Origin of the sequence: Cupriavidus sp. CuC1, from assembly GCF_044627735.1 — a bacterium.
Classification (GTDB): Bacteria; Pseudomonadota; Gammaproteobacteria; order Burkholderiales; family Burkholderiaceae; genus Cupriavidus; species Cupriavidus ulmosensis.
Genome location: NZ_JBIUHC010000219.1, coordinates 1 through 13,744, shown reverse-complemented (window position 1 = coordinate 13,744; position 13,744 = coordinate 1). Strand labels below are relative to the sequence as shown.

The 13,744-nt window shown below is 63.3% G+C and carries 15 protein-coding genes; 1 reads left to right on the top strand and 14 read right to left on the bottom strand.

The window, feature by feature from the left end:
- Positions 1-56 precede the first annotated feature (56 nt).
- The 5 genes from ACGLHR_RS47095 to ACGLHR_RS47075 form a co-directional block, all read right to left on the bottom strand.
- Positions 57-761 (bottom strand): hypothetical protein, encoded by a 705-nt coding sequence (locus ACGLHR_RS47095; RefSeq protein ID WP_400102641.1) that lies wholly within the window; start codon positions 759-761, stop codon positions 57-59.
- A gap of 83 nt (positions 762-844) precedes the next feature.
- Positions 845-1,225, bottom strand: a complete 381-nt coding sequence (locus ACGLHR_RS47090; RefSeq protein ID WP_400102640.1) for a hypothetical protein — start codon at positions 1,223-1,225, stop codon at positions 845-847.
- A gap of 740 nt (positions 1,226-1,965) precedes the next feature.
- A complete protein-coding gene (locus ACGLHR_RS47085) occupies positions 1,966-2,388 on the bottom strand; it encodes a hypothetical protein (RefSeq protein ID WP_400102639.1) in 423 nt (140 codons plus the stop codon).
- Between the two features lie 175 nt (positions 2,389-2,563).
- Positions 2,564-2,962: a hypothetical protein gene (locus ACGLHR_RS47080; protein ID WP_400102638.1), complete on the bottom strand. Its 399-nt coding sequence runs from the start codon at positions 2,960-2,962 to the stop codon at positions 2,564-2,566.
- A 115-nt stretch (positions 2,963-3,077) separates the two neighbouring features.
- Complete coding sequence (locus tag ACGLHR_RS47075) at positions 3,078-3,551, bottom strand: hypothetical protein (protein ID WP_400102637.1); 474 nt, start codon at positions 3,549-3,551, stop codon at positions 3,078-3,080.
- A 660-nt stretch (positions 3,552-4,211) separates the two neighbouring features.
- On the opposite strand from ACGLHR_RS47075, the gene ACGLHR_RS47070 reads away from it, so the two are divergent.
- Positions 4,212-4,415: a hypothetical protein gene (locus ACGLHR_RS47070; protein ID WP_400102636.1), complete on the top strand. Its 204-nt coding sequence runs from the start codon at positions 4,212-4,214 to the stop codon at positions 4,413-4,415.
- Between the two features lie 56 nt (positions 4,416-4,471).
- Here the strand turns inward: ACGLHR_RS47070 and ACGLHR_RS47065 are convergent, their stop codons facing one another.
- The 9 genes from ACGLHR_RS47065 to ACGLHR_RS47025 all read right to left on the bottom strand — a co-directional run bounded on the left by ACGLHR_RS47065 (position 4,472) and on the right by ACGLHR_RS47025 (position 13,446).
- Positions 4,472-5,590 (bottom strand): NADH:flavin oxidoreductase/NADH oxidase, encoded by a 1,119-nt coding sequence (locus ACGLHR_RS47065; RefSeq protein ID WP_400102635.1) that lies wholly within the window; start codon positions 5,588-5,590, stop codon positions 4,472-4,474.
- A gap of 503 nt (positions 5,591-6,093) precedes the next feature.
- Positions 6,094-6,969: an IclR family transcriptional regulator gene (locus tag ACGLHR_RS47060; protein ID WP_400102634.1), complete on the bottom strand. Its 876-nt coding sequence runs from the start codon at positions 6,967-6,969 to the stop codon at positions 6,094-6,096.
- Positions 6,966-8,591 carry a fatty acid--CoA ligase gene (locus tag ACGLHR_RS47055; RefSeq protein WP_400102633.1) on the bottom strand — a complete coding sequence of 542 codons (1,626 nt, stop codon included), beginning with the start codon at positions 8,589-8,591 and terminating at the stop codon, positions 6,966-6,968. Before ACGLHR_RS47055 ends, ACGLHR_RS47060 begins: the two co-directional genes overlap by 4 nt.
- A 43-nt stretch (positions 8,592-8,634) precedes the next feature.
- Positions 8,635-9,384, bottom strand: coding sequence for an alpha/beta fold hydrolase (locus ACGLHR_RS47050; protein ID WP_400102632.1), 750 nt, complete (start codon positions 9,382-9,384; stop codon positions 8,635-8,637).
- The gene (locus ACGLHR_RS47045) at positions 9,381-10,298 is read right to left on the bottom strand and encodes an alpha/beta hydrolase (protein WP_400102631.1); all 918 of its coding nucleotides are present in this window, start codon (positions 10,296-10,298) and stop codon (positions 9,381-9,383) included. Before ACGLHR_RS47045 ends, ACGLHR_RS47050 begins: the two co-directional genes overlap by 4 nt.
- Before the next feature lie 11 nt (positions 10,299-10,309).
- Positions 10,310-11,128 carry an enoyl-CoA hydratase/isomerase family protein gene (locus ACGLHR_RS47040; protein WP_400102630.1) on the bottom strand — a complete coding sequence of 273 codons (819 nt, stop codon included), beginning with the start codon at positions 11,126-11,128 and terminating at the stop codon, positions 10,310-10,312.
- Positions 11,129-11,140: 12 nt separating this feature from the next.
- A complete protein-coding gene (locus ACGLHR_RS47035; protein WP_400102629.1) occupies positions 11,141-11,593 on the bottom strand; it encodes a hypothetical protein in 453 nt (150 codons plus the stop codon).
- A gap of 33 nt (positions 11,594-11,626) precedes the next feature.
- Entirely contained in the window at positions 11,627-12,616 is a 990-nt protein-coding gene (locus ACGLHR_RS47030; protein ID WP_400102628.1) for a Bug family tripartite tricarboxylate transporter substrate binding protein, read from the bottom strand.
- A 59-nt stretch (positions 12,617-12,675) separates the two neighbouring features.
- Positions 12,676-13,446 (bottom strand): SDR family NAD(P)-dependent oxidoreductase, encoded by a 771-nt coding sequence (locus ACGLHR_RS47025; RefSeq protein WP_400102627.1) that lies wholly within the window; start codon positions 13,444-13,446, stop codon positions 12,676-12,678.
- Positions 13,447-13,744 lie beyond the last annotated feature (298 nt).

Here is a 13,744-nt window from a genome sequence, read left to right as displayed (position 1 = left end):
GCCCGGAACATTGCCCGCCTGGGACTTCAGGCGCTCGCTGGAGGAATCTCCGGGGGTTAGCCCGGAGAGGAAGTCAACCCACAAAGCGCCTGCAGCTTGTCGGCTGGCAACGCCCCGCGTAGGGCCGGCACGGCAATCAGATCCTTCAGCCAAAGCAGATCGTACTTGCCGATTTCCGGGCTGTCTCGATAGGCATTGAGGACGCAATCGCGAACTTTCTCACCTCGTTGCAGTGCGTATGCGACATGGACCTCGTGGCGCGAATTGATGCCGGCGCCGGGTGAGTATTCGGGCCCGTTCGTGCCGAAGCCGAAACGAGCACGAAATTGCTGCTCCACGTAGCATGCGGGGTCGACGAATGCTGCATCAGGATCTGCGAACAGCGTGCCCTGGTCACAGCATTCCGGCGCCAGAGCCTCCTCGGGGAAATAGCCAAGGCGACCAGCGGCCACTACTGCTTCCCAGGCGTCGCGGCTGACCTCGAAAGGCCTAAGCACTTTCCCGTCCGGGCGAAGGATGAACCGGTCCACTTCACCGATGATGGTGTCGAGGATCTCCCGCATCGAACCCTTGGGTCGGACAGCAAAGTTGCCCCTTGCCAGCCGGATAAGAGGGATGTCGCCGCGGGCGATATGGCGTAGTCGCACGGACTCCACCGGAGTGCGTCGGCGCAGGTCGTCGTCGCAGTTGAAGAAGGCCAGCACGCCGGCCAGTGTGGTGCGGGATTCAACCCGTCCCGTATCAAAGGTAATCACGTACATGAAGCTTGCTCCTAAGCACGAAGCAAGCCCCACATGGGGCGTTGCCCCGTGTGGGTGAGAGAGGACTACTGGGATGCTTCGATTCAAGCGGCGACGCGGCGGCGGTGCCGTACCGTGGCCTCCGTTCGCACGATTGCGATGGCATCGAGCAATTCTTGCGAGACGATCCGCCAGACTGAAGCGAAGCCGTCACCGTAGGGAACGTGGCGTGCCTCGGCGAACAAGCCGGCTTCCAGGAAGCTGGCTGCCAGATCCCGTGGCAGGTTCCACCCAGCGGAGACGACAAACTCGTCACTGGCCAGTTCGACTTCGGGCAGGTTGGTGGTCAGCGTGCCATACGGCATGCCGTCATCGGCGCACCTGAGGGTGAGCGCAGCGCGATAGTTGGTCGAGTACAACTGGAGGTTAAGGCGAACACCGGGAGGGTGGCTGGCCAGGCCAGCGCCGTAAATACGGTCGATCATGGTTGGGGTAACTCCGGAGGTCGTGGAGCTGCCCCGCAGGGACGCGCCCCGCGTGGTAGAAAAAAAAACGCACCCGAGAGGTGCGTCAGTTTGATGGCCCGGCATTGCCGGGCGAAATAAGGCAGTGGATTGGCGTTCAGTCCTTATGGACGCGACGCCCGTTACGGTCTGCCCACAGCAAGTAGGCCGAAAACAGCAACGCAAGAACCAAAAGAGGAGGACCAAACATCACTTTTCTCCTTTCGAGAGGACTGCTCCTACGGCGAATAATACAACGGCGATGCCGAACAGGCTTGCGCCATTTGCGACGGCGGTCAGGTTCCGACGCGCACGCCTTCGCATTTGCTGAAGCCCGCTGTGAGTTTCTGAAGGTCGAACCCTGACAGCCAGACCTTCGGGCGATTGCAGTAACGCTTCAGGCTGCGATACTGGGTTTCATTGCAGAAATTCCAAACCGTGTTCACGTCGCGCGCCATCGCAAGTTGAGGGAGGCGCAGGCTGTGGCATTGCCAGGGGCGTGCGGTTGGGTAAAGGATTTGGGGATCTTCATGGCAGTCTCTGGTGAAACGGGACAGCCATCCCCAGCGGGACGGTGTCCTGCAATGGGTAAGGTCTGGACAGGCCAGACGTGGTTCGATGCGTCGGAGACGCGATCAAAAGCGTTTGCCGAAGCGGTCATACGTTTCCGCAAGCGCTCTTGTATGGGGAGGCCGGGCGCCCCCCCTTAGGCGCCCTACCCCTCAGACTAGGTCCAGGGCTTCCGAAATCACCCGGGCTATCGAGAACGCCAGGTCACGACCGAATACCTTCGCGCAGAGCAGTTTCCGTACTGCCCAGTGCGGACCGGAGGCATCCTGCGTGAGCTGGATCTGATCGACGTTCACGGTCCAGCCCTCCGACGATCCGCGGAAGACGGAAACAGCAATGCGATCGCGGGCGCCAGGTTTCGGCCATGGCGCGTCCGCACGCAAACCGTGGATGCGCTCATCGTCGCGATAGCGATTGGTGGCGGTAATCCATTCGGGCTCCAGCTCCATGCCGCGCAGCATGGTGTACAGCTGGAGTTCGACTTGCTCGACCGTGAGGCCGGTCGTATCGATAGCTGCGACCCTGGGACGTCTCACAGTAACGGACTGCGGAACAGACAGTGTGGAATCAAGCATGGGGATCTCCGATATGCGGAGCGCTCCCACTTCGCGGGAGGCGTCCCGCGAATGCGATGGACGGGTCTGGATTTGCCAGACGATGGTTCGATGCGTCGAAGACGCGATCAAAAAGGCTTGCCGAACCCCTGGTAGGGGGTCGGCAAGCCGTCGATGATCCGCCGGCTGACCGGCGTCAGACGACGTTCAAGGCTTCTGCCAAGACCCGCGCCATTTCCCAGGCGTGGTCACGGCGCGCAACCTTGGCGATCAGCAACTTGCTCACGCAAGCTTCGAGCGCATCACCACCGCCGGCGAAGTGAATCAGGTCGACGTGGACGCCCCAGCTATCCGACAGGCCGCGGACGACAGAGACCGCAATGCGGCCTTTGTCGCAGTCCGGCCAGTTCGCGCTGGGCAGCAACCCGTAGGCTTTCTCGTTGCGATTCTCGCTAAAGTTCGCAACGCACAGCCACTCGGGATCAAGTTGCGCGGCACGGAGCGTTTTGCCCAGTGCTACAGCCACCTCTTGCATGGTCTTGCCGTTCGTAACGATCGGAGCCACAGCCAGGATGGGTTCAACAATGTTTTTCATTTGAATGCCTTAATGGTTGCGCGAGGCAAGCATCCCCCGCAAGCGGGGGCGTGCCCCGCAAGGGAGAAAAGACAGAAGGAGAAAGGAAGAAAGCTCGAGAACCCGGACTAAGTCATTAGCGCGTCAGGCGGTAACCGCTACCACCTGAAACCAAGTAGAGGCGTTCACCAGATACGAACTGTTGGTCGGCATCCTGCGTGACGGCAAGCTGGCGGCCATTGTCCGTGCGGACAATGACCTCCACGCCATCACGCCGGCTGAACCGATCCGCTGCCACCTGGGCAACGACACCGGGAATCGTGCCGGACATCGCACCAGCCAGATAGCGGCCGTTGCCATTGCCGATCACGTAGGCGCCCAAAATTGCGCCGACTACCGCGCCGGCGACGCCAGGCAAACCACTGCTGGCCGATACGGGGCCGTCATTGCCGACGATGCTAACTGGCCGCACTCGGAGGACAGTTACCTGTTCGGCTGCGCCAGTCCGCAAAGCTTCGGACCCGCGATAGACATTGGGGGAGCTTTGCTGAGCGGCGCAACCGGTAACCAGGGCGCACAAAACAACGAAAATCGGGAACGTCTTGAACATGATGGCCTCGCAGAAAGAAAAAGGCCAACATGCCTACGGGCAGGATGGCCCGTAGGGGGGAAAATACTGTGCCAACTGAACAGTCGGCGGGGGTCGATGCGTCGGAGACGCGGAAAGTGCCGAAATATTATCAGGACGGATATTCTTTTGCACCCCCCAACGACAGGTAATTGCTTGCCGCCGGGGGAGTCCACCGAAAAGTATAGGTTCGTCGCCGAATTGCAGGACGGAAAGGCCGTGTGGCAGTCAGGACGGGCGGCCGGACTGCGGTATGTTACGTGGATGAGCCGGGCGGCCGAGATCGGCCAGTTTCCGACACTCGCCGGCGTACGCGCGTGGACACTTGAACGGCCGCTCCGCCTTGGCAACGGACCTTCCAACATCGAGCAGAATGAACCGAACGCGGTTGAGGGAGGCTCACTGCATTCGCGGCGATCACGTTGAGCCGCGATGAGAGTTCACTGAGTCTAATGCGTTCCCACCTCGTCAAACTCGGCTCGGATACTACAGTGTAGTGTAGGGAACCGGAATTAGCCGGACTACAGACCGGCTTGCTGGACTGGAAATCCGGAATTAGCTGGACTGGCGCGCGATTTCTGTGACGTTGAGCCGGGACCGGCCGGACCGGGTCCGTCGGCCTCTGACGAACCTAAGCAGTGAATGGGTCAAGAAATCTGCGAGGTGACCGTCAATACGGGGCAACTTCAGTTCCTGTCTGCGCCATGCGCACGAGCCGAGTTCGCGAAAGTCGCCGATGCGCAATACGAAGCGAACAAGCGCAGGATGCAAGAGGTCATCGACAGCGTCACGAAAAGCGCCCCGGCCGACTCCAGGCAGCCGTGGCCGCTTGGCAATCGGCGGTGAGCGCGACCACTACGCTGTGCGACACCATGCCCCTTCCATAGTATCTAGCAATATGACTACCGCGGAGCTTGTGTCAATGTCAAGTCATAGCGATCTAGCCAGAAAGCGTACGGTGCAGGTAGGGTCCACGCGGGCTTATCCACGCCAAGCTCCTGTGCTGCGCGAAATGGCCAATTCGGATTGGCGAGCAGCGGCCGACCGACCATGATCAGGTCAGCTTGTTGCCTGTCGAGAATGTCGTTTGCTAACGCTGGCTGCTCAATGCCCCAAGCGACTCCGACAGGCATGTTGAGTTCGCGTCGTACGATTTCCGAAACGGGCGCAAGGTAAGCGGGTGACCACGGCACTTTCGCCGTGGGCGTCGAGAATCCAACGCTGACGTTCAGGAAATCCGCTCCGTTGGCCTGGAACTGCTTGGCGATATCAAGTGCTTCAGGGAAGTGCACATCGTCGCCGCCGTCGTACTCGACAAAACCGAAGCGAACGGCCAACGGGAGGTGTTCAGGCCAGACCTTGCGAACGGCGGACAAGGTCTCCAACAGAAATCGGCTACGGTTCTCAAGACTGCCTCCGTACACGTCTGTTCGCTGATTCGAGTGGGTTGAAAAAAAACTTTGCCCAAGATAGCCATGGGCAAAATGAAGCTCGAGCCATTCGAAGCCGGCATCGCGAGCGCGCACAGCACCTTTGACGAAATCTGAGCGTACGCGCGCAATATCGGCAATTGTCATTGCCAGGGGAATTTTCGGAAGTTTTGCGCTATTGAAAGAAATGGCGGAAGGTCCAATGGTTTCCCATCCCCGCGGATCATCGGCCTCGATGTGGTGGTCCCCCTCCCACGGCCGATTAGCGCTCCCCTTTCGGCCGGCATGCGCAAGCTGGATTCCAGGCACCGCACCAGTTGAACGAATGGCATCAGCCAGCGGACGCAGCGCCTCGCCGTGAGCATCAGACCAGATGCCCAAGCAGTTGGGTGTAATCCGGCCTTCCGGCGAGACAGCCGTAGCTTCCAAGATGACCAGTCCGGCACCTCCTCTACCGAGACCGGTCAGATGGGGGCCGTGCCAGTCCGTCGGAAACCCTTCGTTTGCCATGTACTGGCACATTGGCGGGACCGTAATTCGGTTTCGGAGTACAACATCTTTTAGCTTGAACGGTTCGAAAAGTGTAGTCATGAATATCCCGCGTTAAGTTTGATTTCTGGACCAGTTTCGCGATTTTTCTCCTGAGGGCACCTCGTGTGTCCAGAGCTATTGGCAATGTCTACGCCTGTGCGTAAAGCGCCCTCAAGACCTTCTTGTCGTATTTCCCGACGCTGGTGCGTGGCAGTGCGTCGAAAAAGTTAACCACCTCGGGCACGGCGTACCGGGATATATGCCCGGTTTCGGCGAGCGCCCGCAGGTGCCGTTGGATTTCCCGTGCATCAAGCTACTTGATAGTTCGCCCGCGACGAGATTCTCGCCTCACTGAGCGCGGCCGCGAAAGCAAGCGCCTCTTCGCTTGAGCGGCGTGCCGCTAACATTTGGCAACCGGCCAGCCCGCGGAACGCAAATGGCAGCAAGGGCAAGCGGCCCACCGGGAAGACAAAGAAGACCAAGTAGGCGGACTCAGAGGGCGCATCGTAAGCACGCCAAACTAGGATCGTGGCACTCCAACTATGACGATTCACCACAGATCGTCATCTTTGCCGCCGATAGCGATTCTCGATCATCCGGGCCGTGGCGATCAACGGTGGACGAACGTCCGCGATGAATTCTTCCGCCGAGACGGTCCGCGAGGGGGCCGCCGCATTGATGACGACGGGCGGCAGTTCGGACCCAAGCCTGAGGGGCACCGCGATACCGTTGATCTCCTTGTTCCAATCGCCAAAGGACGTGACGCAACCAATCTCGGACAGTTCCGTGAACGCCCGTGCGATCCCCTGCTCGATGACCGGCCACTGAGCTTCGCCCAGCGCCTCCAGCCTCTGCATGACGGCGCGCCGTTCCGCCGCGCCCATCATGGCGATATGCGCCCGCCCGACGGCGGTCGTCCCGAGCGCCAGCCGGCTGCCGACGTCGAGGTTCAGTGTGACGGCGGTCGACTGGCTGCGGCGGCAGTCGATGTAAAGCACCGACAGGTCGTCGCGAATTCCAAGCGAGATCATCGTCCGAGTACTGTCGGCGAGTTCCTGGAGAGCAGCATCGCTGGCCGCCCGCAGGTCCAGCCGTGCATGCGCCACGTGTGCCAGCGTCAGCGTGGCAAGGCCAATGCGATAGCGCCCGATGTCAGCAATATGATGAAGAAACCCCAGGGTCGTCAGTGTGTAGGTCAGGCGAGTGACGGTGGATTTCGGGAGGCCACAGCGGTGTGCGATTTCGAGATTACTCAAGCGCTCTTCGCTCGAATGAAAAGCCTGAAGGATGCGAAGTCCCCGTGCCAATGCTTCGACAAAGTTCCGATCCGATCCTTCAGAGATGATCGACGCCACGGCAGGTGCATTGTCCGGCGTCATTGCTGCCTCACGTGCCGGCAGCATGCTCACTCCACCCGTTTTTCCCGGCTTTCTTTTCACGGCGTCTCCTCCCTTTTCTGGTAGCGTTCCCGCATTGCGCGCTTGTCGTACTTGCCCACGCTCGTGCGTGGCAGCGCGTCAACAAAGTGTATCGTCTCGGGGATCGCATATTTCGGGATGCGCCCCTTTTCCGCATGAAGCGCCAGATGACTGCGCAGCGCATTGGCGTCGATCCGATTTGCGCAGCCGGTGCGAGCCACTACGATCGCCATCGGCCGCTCGCCCCACTTTTCGTCGGGCACGGCAATGACGGCAGCCTCGCGGATGTCAGGGTGCCGGCAGATCAGGTCCTCGACCGTGCCGGACGCAATCCATTCGCCGCCGGTCTTGATGACATCCTTGAGGCGATCCGTGATCTGCAGGTAGCCGCTATCGGTGAGCATGCCAATATCGCCAGTGTGCAGGTATCCGCCTCGCCAGAGTTCCTCGGACGCGGCGGCGTTTCCCAGGTACGCCTGCGTCAGCCACGGCGCGCGAAGCACCACCTCGCCCTGTTGTCCGCTGCCGGGCGGCAACGGTTGCATGGAGGCATCGACGATGCGGATTTCCACCAGCGGCAATGCACGGCCGGGCAGGATTCGCGTCGACAGCGTTTCGTCATCGTCTTCCGCCAGCGACGGATCGATGTGCGACGCCGTGATGAACGGGCAGGTTTCCGACATGCCGTAGCCGGCGAACGCGTCGATGCCATGCGCCAGCGCGCGGCTGGCCAGGGCCGCGGAACATCGCGCGCCGCCCACCACGATCTTCCAGCCCGCCAGGCGCGCTGCATCGGCGCCATCAGCCTCCGCGCGGTCCAGCACCATCTGCAGGATCGTCGGCACACAATGGGAAAACGTCACCCCTTCGCGATCCTTCAGCGCCAGCAGTATGTCCGGCGCGTAGCGACCTGGATAGACCTGCTTCACGCCCAGCATCGTCGCCACGTACGGCATGCCCCACGCGTGCACGTGGAACATCGGCGTCATCGGCATGTAGACGTCGCCATTGTGCAAGCGGCCCTGGGCCCGGCTGCTGCCGAATGCGGCGCATGTGGCCAGCGTGTGCAGCACCAGTTGCCGATGCGTGAACGCCACGCCCTTCGGCATTCCTGTCGTACCGCTCGTATAGAACTGCGTGGCCCGGGTGTTTTCATCGAAATCGGGAAACGCGAAGCCGGGATCGCTGGCAGCGAGCAGCGCCTCGTAGCCGCTGGCGTCGGACGCATCGTCGTGGTCGTCGAGCACCACCACGCGCCGCGCGGCGGCCAGCACGTCGGGCATTGCCCGAACCGTCTCTAGGAAATCGCGATGGACCAGCAGCACGCGCGGCGCGGCATGCTGCAGCGTGTACTGCAGTTGGTCGATGCCGAGACGGATGTTGGCCGTCATCAGCACCGCCCCCATCATCGGCACGGCGAAGAAACACTCGAGGTAACGATGGCTGTCCCAGTCGAGCACCGCCACCGTGTCGCCGTGGCCCACGCCCAGTTCCTGCAGCCCCGAAGCCAGCCTGCCGACGCGGTCGCGCAGCGTGCGATAGGTATAGCGGCTCAGGTCGCGATAGACGATGGTCTGTTCGGGGGCCTGGGCCAGCGGTGTGATCAGCAGTTGCTTGATCAGCAGCGAGTAGTCGGCTTGCATCCGTTGTCTCCTAGTTAGCTTGTGTCTGACGGATTGCCCGGTGCTAGGCGCGCGACGGAGGCGGCAGCGCGGCGATGAAGCGTCGCAGCAGGTCCGCTAGCGCGGCAGGCTGCTCCAGTTGCGGCCAGTGTCCGGCGCGCGGCACCTTTTCGATGCGCGCATCGCTGAAGCGCATGGCCGTGGCCGCGACCAGATCCTCGGTAATGAACGTGTCGTCGGTCGATACGCACAGAACCGCGCACCGCAGCGCGGACGGCGCCTGACCGGCGGGGTGGCCGCCCGTCCAGGCGCGCAGTTGCGCCAGCGCGTCTTGCCGGGGTGTCGCCAGCGTGCCATCGACGAGGATGTCCAGCGCGCCGGCATCGAGCGCCACGGCCAGCGCGCGCTTGCCCGCAACGATGGCCTCGCGGTCGGTCATCCCCGCCCTGTCGACGAAGCGCGCCATGACAGCCGGCGGCAGCGCATAGCCGGCCAGCGGCGCGGGGGTGACCAAGACAAGCCCGGCCAGCCGGTCGCGCAGGTTCAGTGCGGCCAGTTCCGCCACCTGGGCGCCCATGCTATGGCCAATCATGACCACGGGCGCCTGTGCCACGGCCGCGAGCAGTTCGACCTGGCGCACCACATCGGCGGCGTAGCCTTCCAGTTGGCGGTCCGATCCGGCATCGGCCGTGCCCTGAGGCAGGGCCACCGAAACGATGTCCCACCCGTGCGGGGCCGGTTCGTCGATCAGGCGACGCCAGACTTGCGGACCATCCAGATAGCCATGCACGAGCACGACGATGCCCTGCGTCATGCCGCCACCTCTTGCATCAGGTGTTCCCGGTACCACTGCAGCGCCGCCGAGCTGGAAGCCTCGAACGACTTGCGGTAGGCATCGAAGTGGCCGCCGCCGATGATGCGCAGCCGCTTGGGTTCCACCGCACGCTCATAGGCGGCGAGCGCCAGGTCGGTGGGCGTGACGACGTCGTTTTTGGCAACGATCATAAGTAGGGGCTTCGGCCCGATGCGCGGAATCCAGTGGCCCGGGTCGTAGAGCTGCGACAGCCGCGTCGAGCGCAACGTCACGTATTCGCTGGGCTCCACGCCGTCTGGAATCGTGTACGCGTTGTGGTAGTCCATCATATCCTTCGAGCGATAGACCGCGCGCACCGCGGGGTCCAGGCTGACCACGCGCTGCATCATCGGCGACTCGCCGCGCAGCTGCGCCCGTTCGTCGTCATTGAACAGCGCTTGCTGCGCCGCGCGCGCGTCGGGCGCCACGCGGCGCAGGCTTTGATCGTAGCCACTGACGATCGGCACTTGCGCCACCACCACGCGGATCCGCGCATCGGTGGCGCCCAGCACCATGGCGTGACCGCCGGCATAGCTGGTGCCCCAGATGCCGATCCGCGCGGCATCGATGCCATCGAGCGATTCCACGTACGCGATGGTGCGTCGCCAGTCCGCAATCTGCTGCCACGGATCGATATCGCCGCGCACAGCTCCGCCGCTCAGGCCAAAGTTGCGATGATCGTGCACGATGACCGCGAACCCGGCCGCGGCAAAGCGCTCGGCGTACTCGCGCAGCCCACGATACTTGAGGCCGGAAAAGCCATGCGCCATGGTGATGGCCGGGACCGGCCCATCCTGTTTGGCCGGGCGGAAGACCCAGGCATGCAGTTCGACGCCGGCGTCCACCGGGATGTAGTGTTCTTCGGGTTGCATCATGTCCTTCCCTTTCATTGGCCGTGGAACGGCACGTCCGGCCTGGGCTGGCCGGCCTCGATCGCCGTGATGGCCGATTGCACGCCGCGCTGTACGTCGTCGGTCGCAAGCAGGACGGAGACCTGTTCGATCATGACCTCGTCGGCAGACCGCACGCCGCCGGCTGACCACGCGCCGAGCACGGACTTGGTTACCGCGTGGGCGCGCGTGGGGCCGGAGGCCAGTTGCGCGGCGTGGCGCATGGCGGTTTCGGCAAGCGAAGCGTCAGTCACGACCTTGGCGACGATGTTCATCGACAGCGCCTCGGCCGCGGTGATCTCCTCTGACAGCATCACCAGCCGCGCGGCTGCCGCGCGCCCGCAGCGCTCGGCAATTCGCTGGACGCCGCCAGCCAGGGGCGATACGCCCAGCGTGGCCTCGGTGAAGCGGAAGCGTGCCGATTCGCCCGCAAAAATCAGGTCGGTATGGAGCGCAAGCTCGAAGCCGCCGCCATAGGCACGGCCGTTCACCTCGCAGATCGTGGGGATCGGCAGCGATTCGATCGCATTGAGAATGCCATTCGAATAGCCGAAGCGCTCGCGCCGGGCACTGTGCGTCTCGAGGTGGGGCCATTCGCGGAAGTCCCCGCCGAGGCAAAAGTCCGCAAGTTCGCTGCGGAACAGCATGGCGCGCGCACCGGCACGCACCCCATGGCGGATGGCTGCCTCCAGTTCCGCATACAGCGGGCGTGTCAGGCGGTTCTGCGGCGGGCGATTGAGCGTGATGATCGCGACGCCATCGCGGATGGTGTGGCGGATCAGCGGTTCGCTGGAGGCTTGCGTGGATTCGGTCATGGTTCGGCTCCGTCAGACGGTTTCCCAGATTTCGTCGAGCGACGTGCGGTCGGTCAACGCGCTGGCAACGGTGACCACGCGCCAGCCCTTGTCCGTGCGATGGATGTCGAAATGCACGGCGCGGCGTTCGATCTCGCTCTCGTCCGCGCGGCGGCGCGACCAGATCACATCGATCGATCCTGCGTTGTGGTTGTAGCCCTTGACGCTACGGTCCAGCACTACCGTATGGGTGTACTGCTCGGCCTGCAGCGGCGCCTGGTTGGCGCGCAGCAGGCCAATCACCTGGTCTCCGGTGTGCAGGCAGCGGGTCATGTTGACCGAGGCCGCGTGCAGCGGCGCGCCCCAGTATTCGAGGATGGCCTCGGGCGCCTGTTCGGTGTTCGCGCCCATCTGCACCCAGTCGGGCAGGTAGGTATCGAAGAACCAGCTGTTCATCTCGCGGACGGCGGTGCGTTCTTTGCTCATGGCGTCAATGGTCCTCTCGGTGAATCGTTTCGGTCAGTCGAGTTTTGCGCCGGATTCGCGCACCACCTGTTTCCAGATCGGCGCCTCGCGCTGGTACGTGGCCGCGATGTCGGCCGGCCCCTGGAAGCTGGGCGTCCAGCCCAGATCGCGGATGCGCTTCTGCACATCGGATTTGCGCAGCGCCTTGTCGAGTTCGCTCGCCAGGCGGTCCACCACTGGCGCCGGCGTGCCGGCTGGCGCCGCCACCCCCACCCAGCCGACCGCGCGCAACAGCACGTCGTCGACGCCTGCCTCGGCCAGCGTGGGCACATTGGGCAACGTGGCGAGCCGCACCGGCCCGGTCACCGCAATCGGCTTCAGGCGGCCCGCGGCGATGAACTGCGGCGCCTGCGCGCCAGTGACAAAGGACAGCTGGATATTGCCGGCCACCAGATCGTTGATCATGGGCGATTCGCCGCGATAGGCCACGTGCGCCATGTCGCCGCCGAGCAGGTCGTTGAGGCGGCTGGCGCTGAGGTGGGAAATGGTGCCGACGCCCCACGATCCATACGACATCTTGCCCTTGTGCGACTGCACGTACTTGCGCAGATCCGCCAGGCTGCCGACGTTGATGCCCGAAGTCACCGCCAGCACCAGCGGCGCCTCGGCAACCTTGGCAACCAGCTTCAAATCCTTCTCCGGCTGGTAGGGCAGCTTCGTGTACAGAAACTGGTTGATCATCAGGTTCGAACTCAGCGCCACCGTCAGCGTGTAGCCGTCGGGCGGCGCCTTGGCGACGGCATCGACACCGAGATTGCCGGCCGCGCCCGTCTTGTTGTCGACCACGAAGGGCTGTCCGAGCGCTTGCCCCAGCGGCTGGGCCAGCGTCCGCGCGACGATGTCGATCGCGCCGCCGGCCGCGTATGGCGCGACGACCTTTACCGGTTTCGAGGGATATTCCTGCGCGGCGACACAAAGCGGCGCGAGCGCAAGCAACGCGCTGCCCACCACGCCGGCCAGCGCCGTGCGCGTCTTGTCATACATGGTTGTCTCCTTGTCGTTTTGGTGTACTGCGAATACTGCGAATATTGCGAGAAGCGTTGCTACATCCAGCTGAGTACCTGGCCGCCGTCGACCGGTATGACGGTTCCGGTCATGTACCGGCCCGCGTCGGACGCCAGCAGCAGCATGGCGCCGTCGAGATCGGACGGCTTGCCGAACCGTCGCATGGGAATCCGCTTCAGGATGCCTTGCTCGATGCCGGCGAATTCGGCGTGCATGTCCGTCTCGATATTGCCCGGGGCAATCGCGTTGACGCGTACCCCCTTGCCGGCCAGTTCCAGCGCCATGATCTGCGTGAGGTGAATGAGCGCGGCCTTGGACGCGCCGTAGCTCGACATCTGGCCGCCGGCACGCAGCCCCGACGACGACGCGATATTGACGATGCTTCCCTCGCCGCGCTGCACCATGCAGCGCGCCGCTTCCTGGGCCATCAGGTAAGCGCCCTTCAGGTTGGTATCGAAGACGCGCGAGACGGCCTCGGGCGATTGCTCGACGAAGCGCTCCACGTGAATGACGCCGGCATTGTTGACAAGGATGCCGATGGGCTGGCCGAGGGCCGCTTCGGCCTCTTGCCAAGCTGGCGCGATCGCTGCGGCGTCGGTCACGTCCAGCGTCACGGCGCATGCCCGATGTCCCGCCGCGCGCATGTCGGCAACGACGGCATCGAGCCGGTCGGCGCGTCGTGCCGCCAGCGCTACAGCTGCGCCGGTGCCCGCGAGCATGCGCGCCGTATGGAGCCCGATGCCGCTGGAAGCGCCGGAGATGAAGGCGGCGCGGCCTTGAAGATCGAATAGAGATGCCTGAGCGTTCATGGAGACGACTTCCTGGCCGTCGCCCCTGATATTCCGGAAATCGGACCACGCCGGCGACGGTGAGGAGAGTCTAGTGCGCACCGCACCGCACGCCAACGGCGCGTTCCGCTGTGCGGTCCTGCGTTGCGGTTCGCGCCTGTCGGCGGGGGACATAGCGCGCTTCTTTTCACAGCAGTCCAGCTAATTCCGGTTCTGAGACGGCCGAGCCGCGACGGAATTAGGTAACTTCTCAATAAAGCGGGGCAAACGGCGTCACGCCGCTCAGGTGGAGAGAGCGATGCGCTGTTCGAGGAGGTGG

Bases quoted from the DNA above. Each gene is read 5' to 3' on its own strand.
- ACGLHR_RS47030 (WP_400102628.1), bottom strand. From the start codon at position 12,616: ATGTATGACAAGACGCGCACGGCGCTGGCCGGCGTGGTGGGCAGCGCG.
- ACGLHR_RS47050 (WP_400102632.1), bottom strand. From the start codon at position 9,384: ATGACGCAGGGCATCGTCGTGCTCGTGCATGGCTATCTGGATGGTCCG.
- ACGLHR_RS47080 (WP_400102638.1), bottom strand. From the start codon at position 2,962: ATGAAAAACATTGTTGAACCCATCCTGGCTGTGGCTCCGATCGTTACG.
- ACGLHR_RS47055 (WP_400102633.1), bottom strand. From the start codon at position 8,591: ATGCAAGCCGACTACTCGCTGCTGATCAAGCAACTGCTGATCACACCG.
- ACGLHR_RS47075 (WP_400102637.1), bottom strand. From the start codon at position 3,551: ATGTTCAAGACGTTCCCGATTTTCGTTGTTTTGTGCGCCCTGGTTACC.
- ACGLHR_RS47040 (WP_400102630.1), bottom strand. From the start codon at position 11,128: ATGACCGAATCCACGCAAGCCTCCAGCGAACCGCTGATCCGCCACACC.
- ACGLHR_RS47045 (WP_400102631.1), bottom strand. From the start codon at position 10,298: ATGATGCAACCCGAAGAACACTACATCCCGGTGGACGCCGGCGTCGAA.
- ACGLHR_RS47025 (WP_400102627.1), bottom strand. From the start codon at position 13,446: ATGAACGCTCAGGCATCTCTATTCGATCTTCAAGGCCGCGCCGCCTTC.
- ACGLHR_RS47090 (WP_400102640.1), bottom strand. From the start codon at position 1,225: ATGATCGACCGTATTTACGGCGCTGGCCTGGCCAGCCACCCTCCCGGT.
- ACGLHR_RS47035 (WP_400102629.1), bottom strand. From the start codon at position 11,593: ATGAGCAAAGAACGCACCGCCGTCCGCGAGATGAACAGCTGGTTCTTC.
- ACGLHR_RS47095 (WP_400102641.1), bottom strand. From the start codon at position 761: ATGTACGTGATTACCTTTGATACGGGACGGGTTGAATCCCGCACCACA.
- ACGLHR_RS47085 (WP_400102639.1), bottom strand. From the start codon at position 2,388: ATGCTTGATTCCACACTGTCTGTTCCGCAGTCCGTTACTGTGAGACGT.
- ACGLHR_RS47070 (WP_400102636.1), top strand. From the start codon at position 4,212: ATGGGTCAAGAAATCTGCGAGGTGACCGTCAATACGGGGCAACTTCAG.
- ACGLHR_RS47065 (WP_400102635.1), bottom strand. From the start codon at position 5,590: ATGACTACACTTTTCGAACCGTTCAAGCTAAAAGATGTTGTACTCCGA.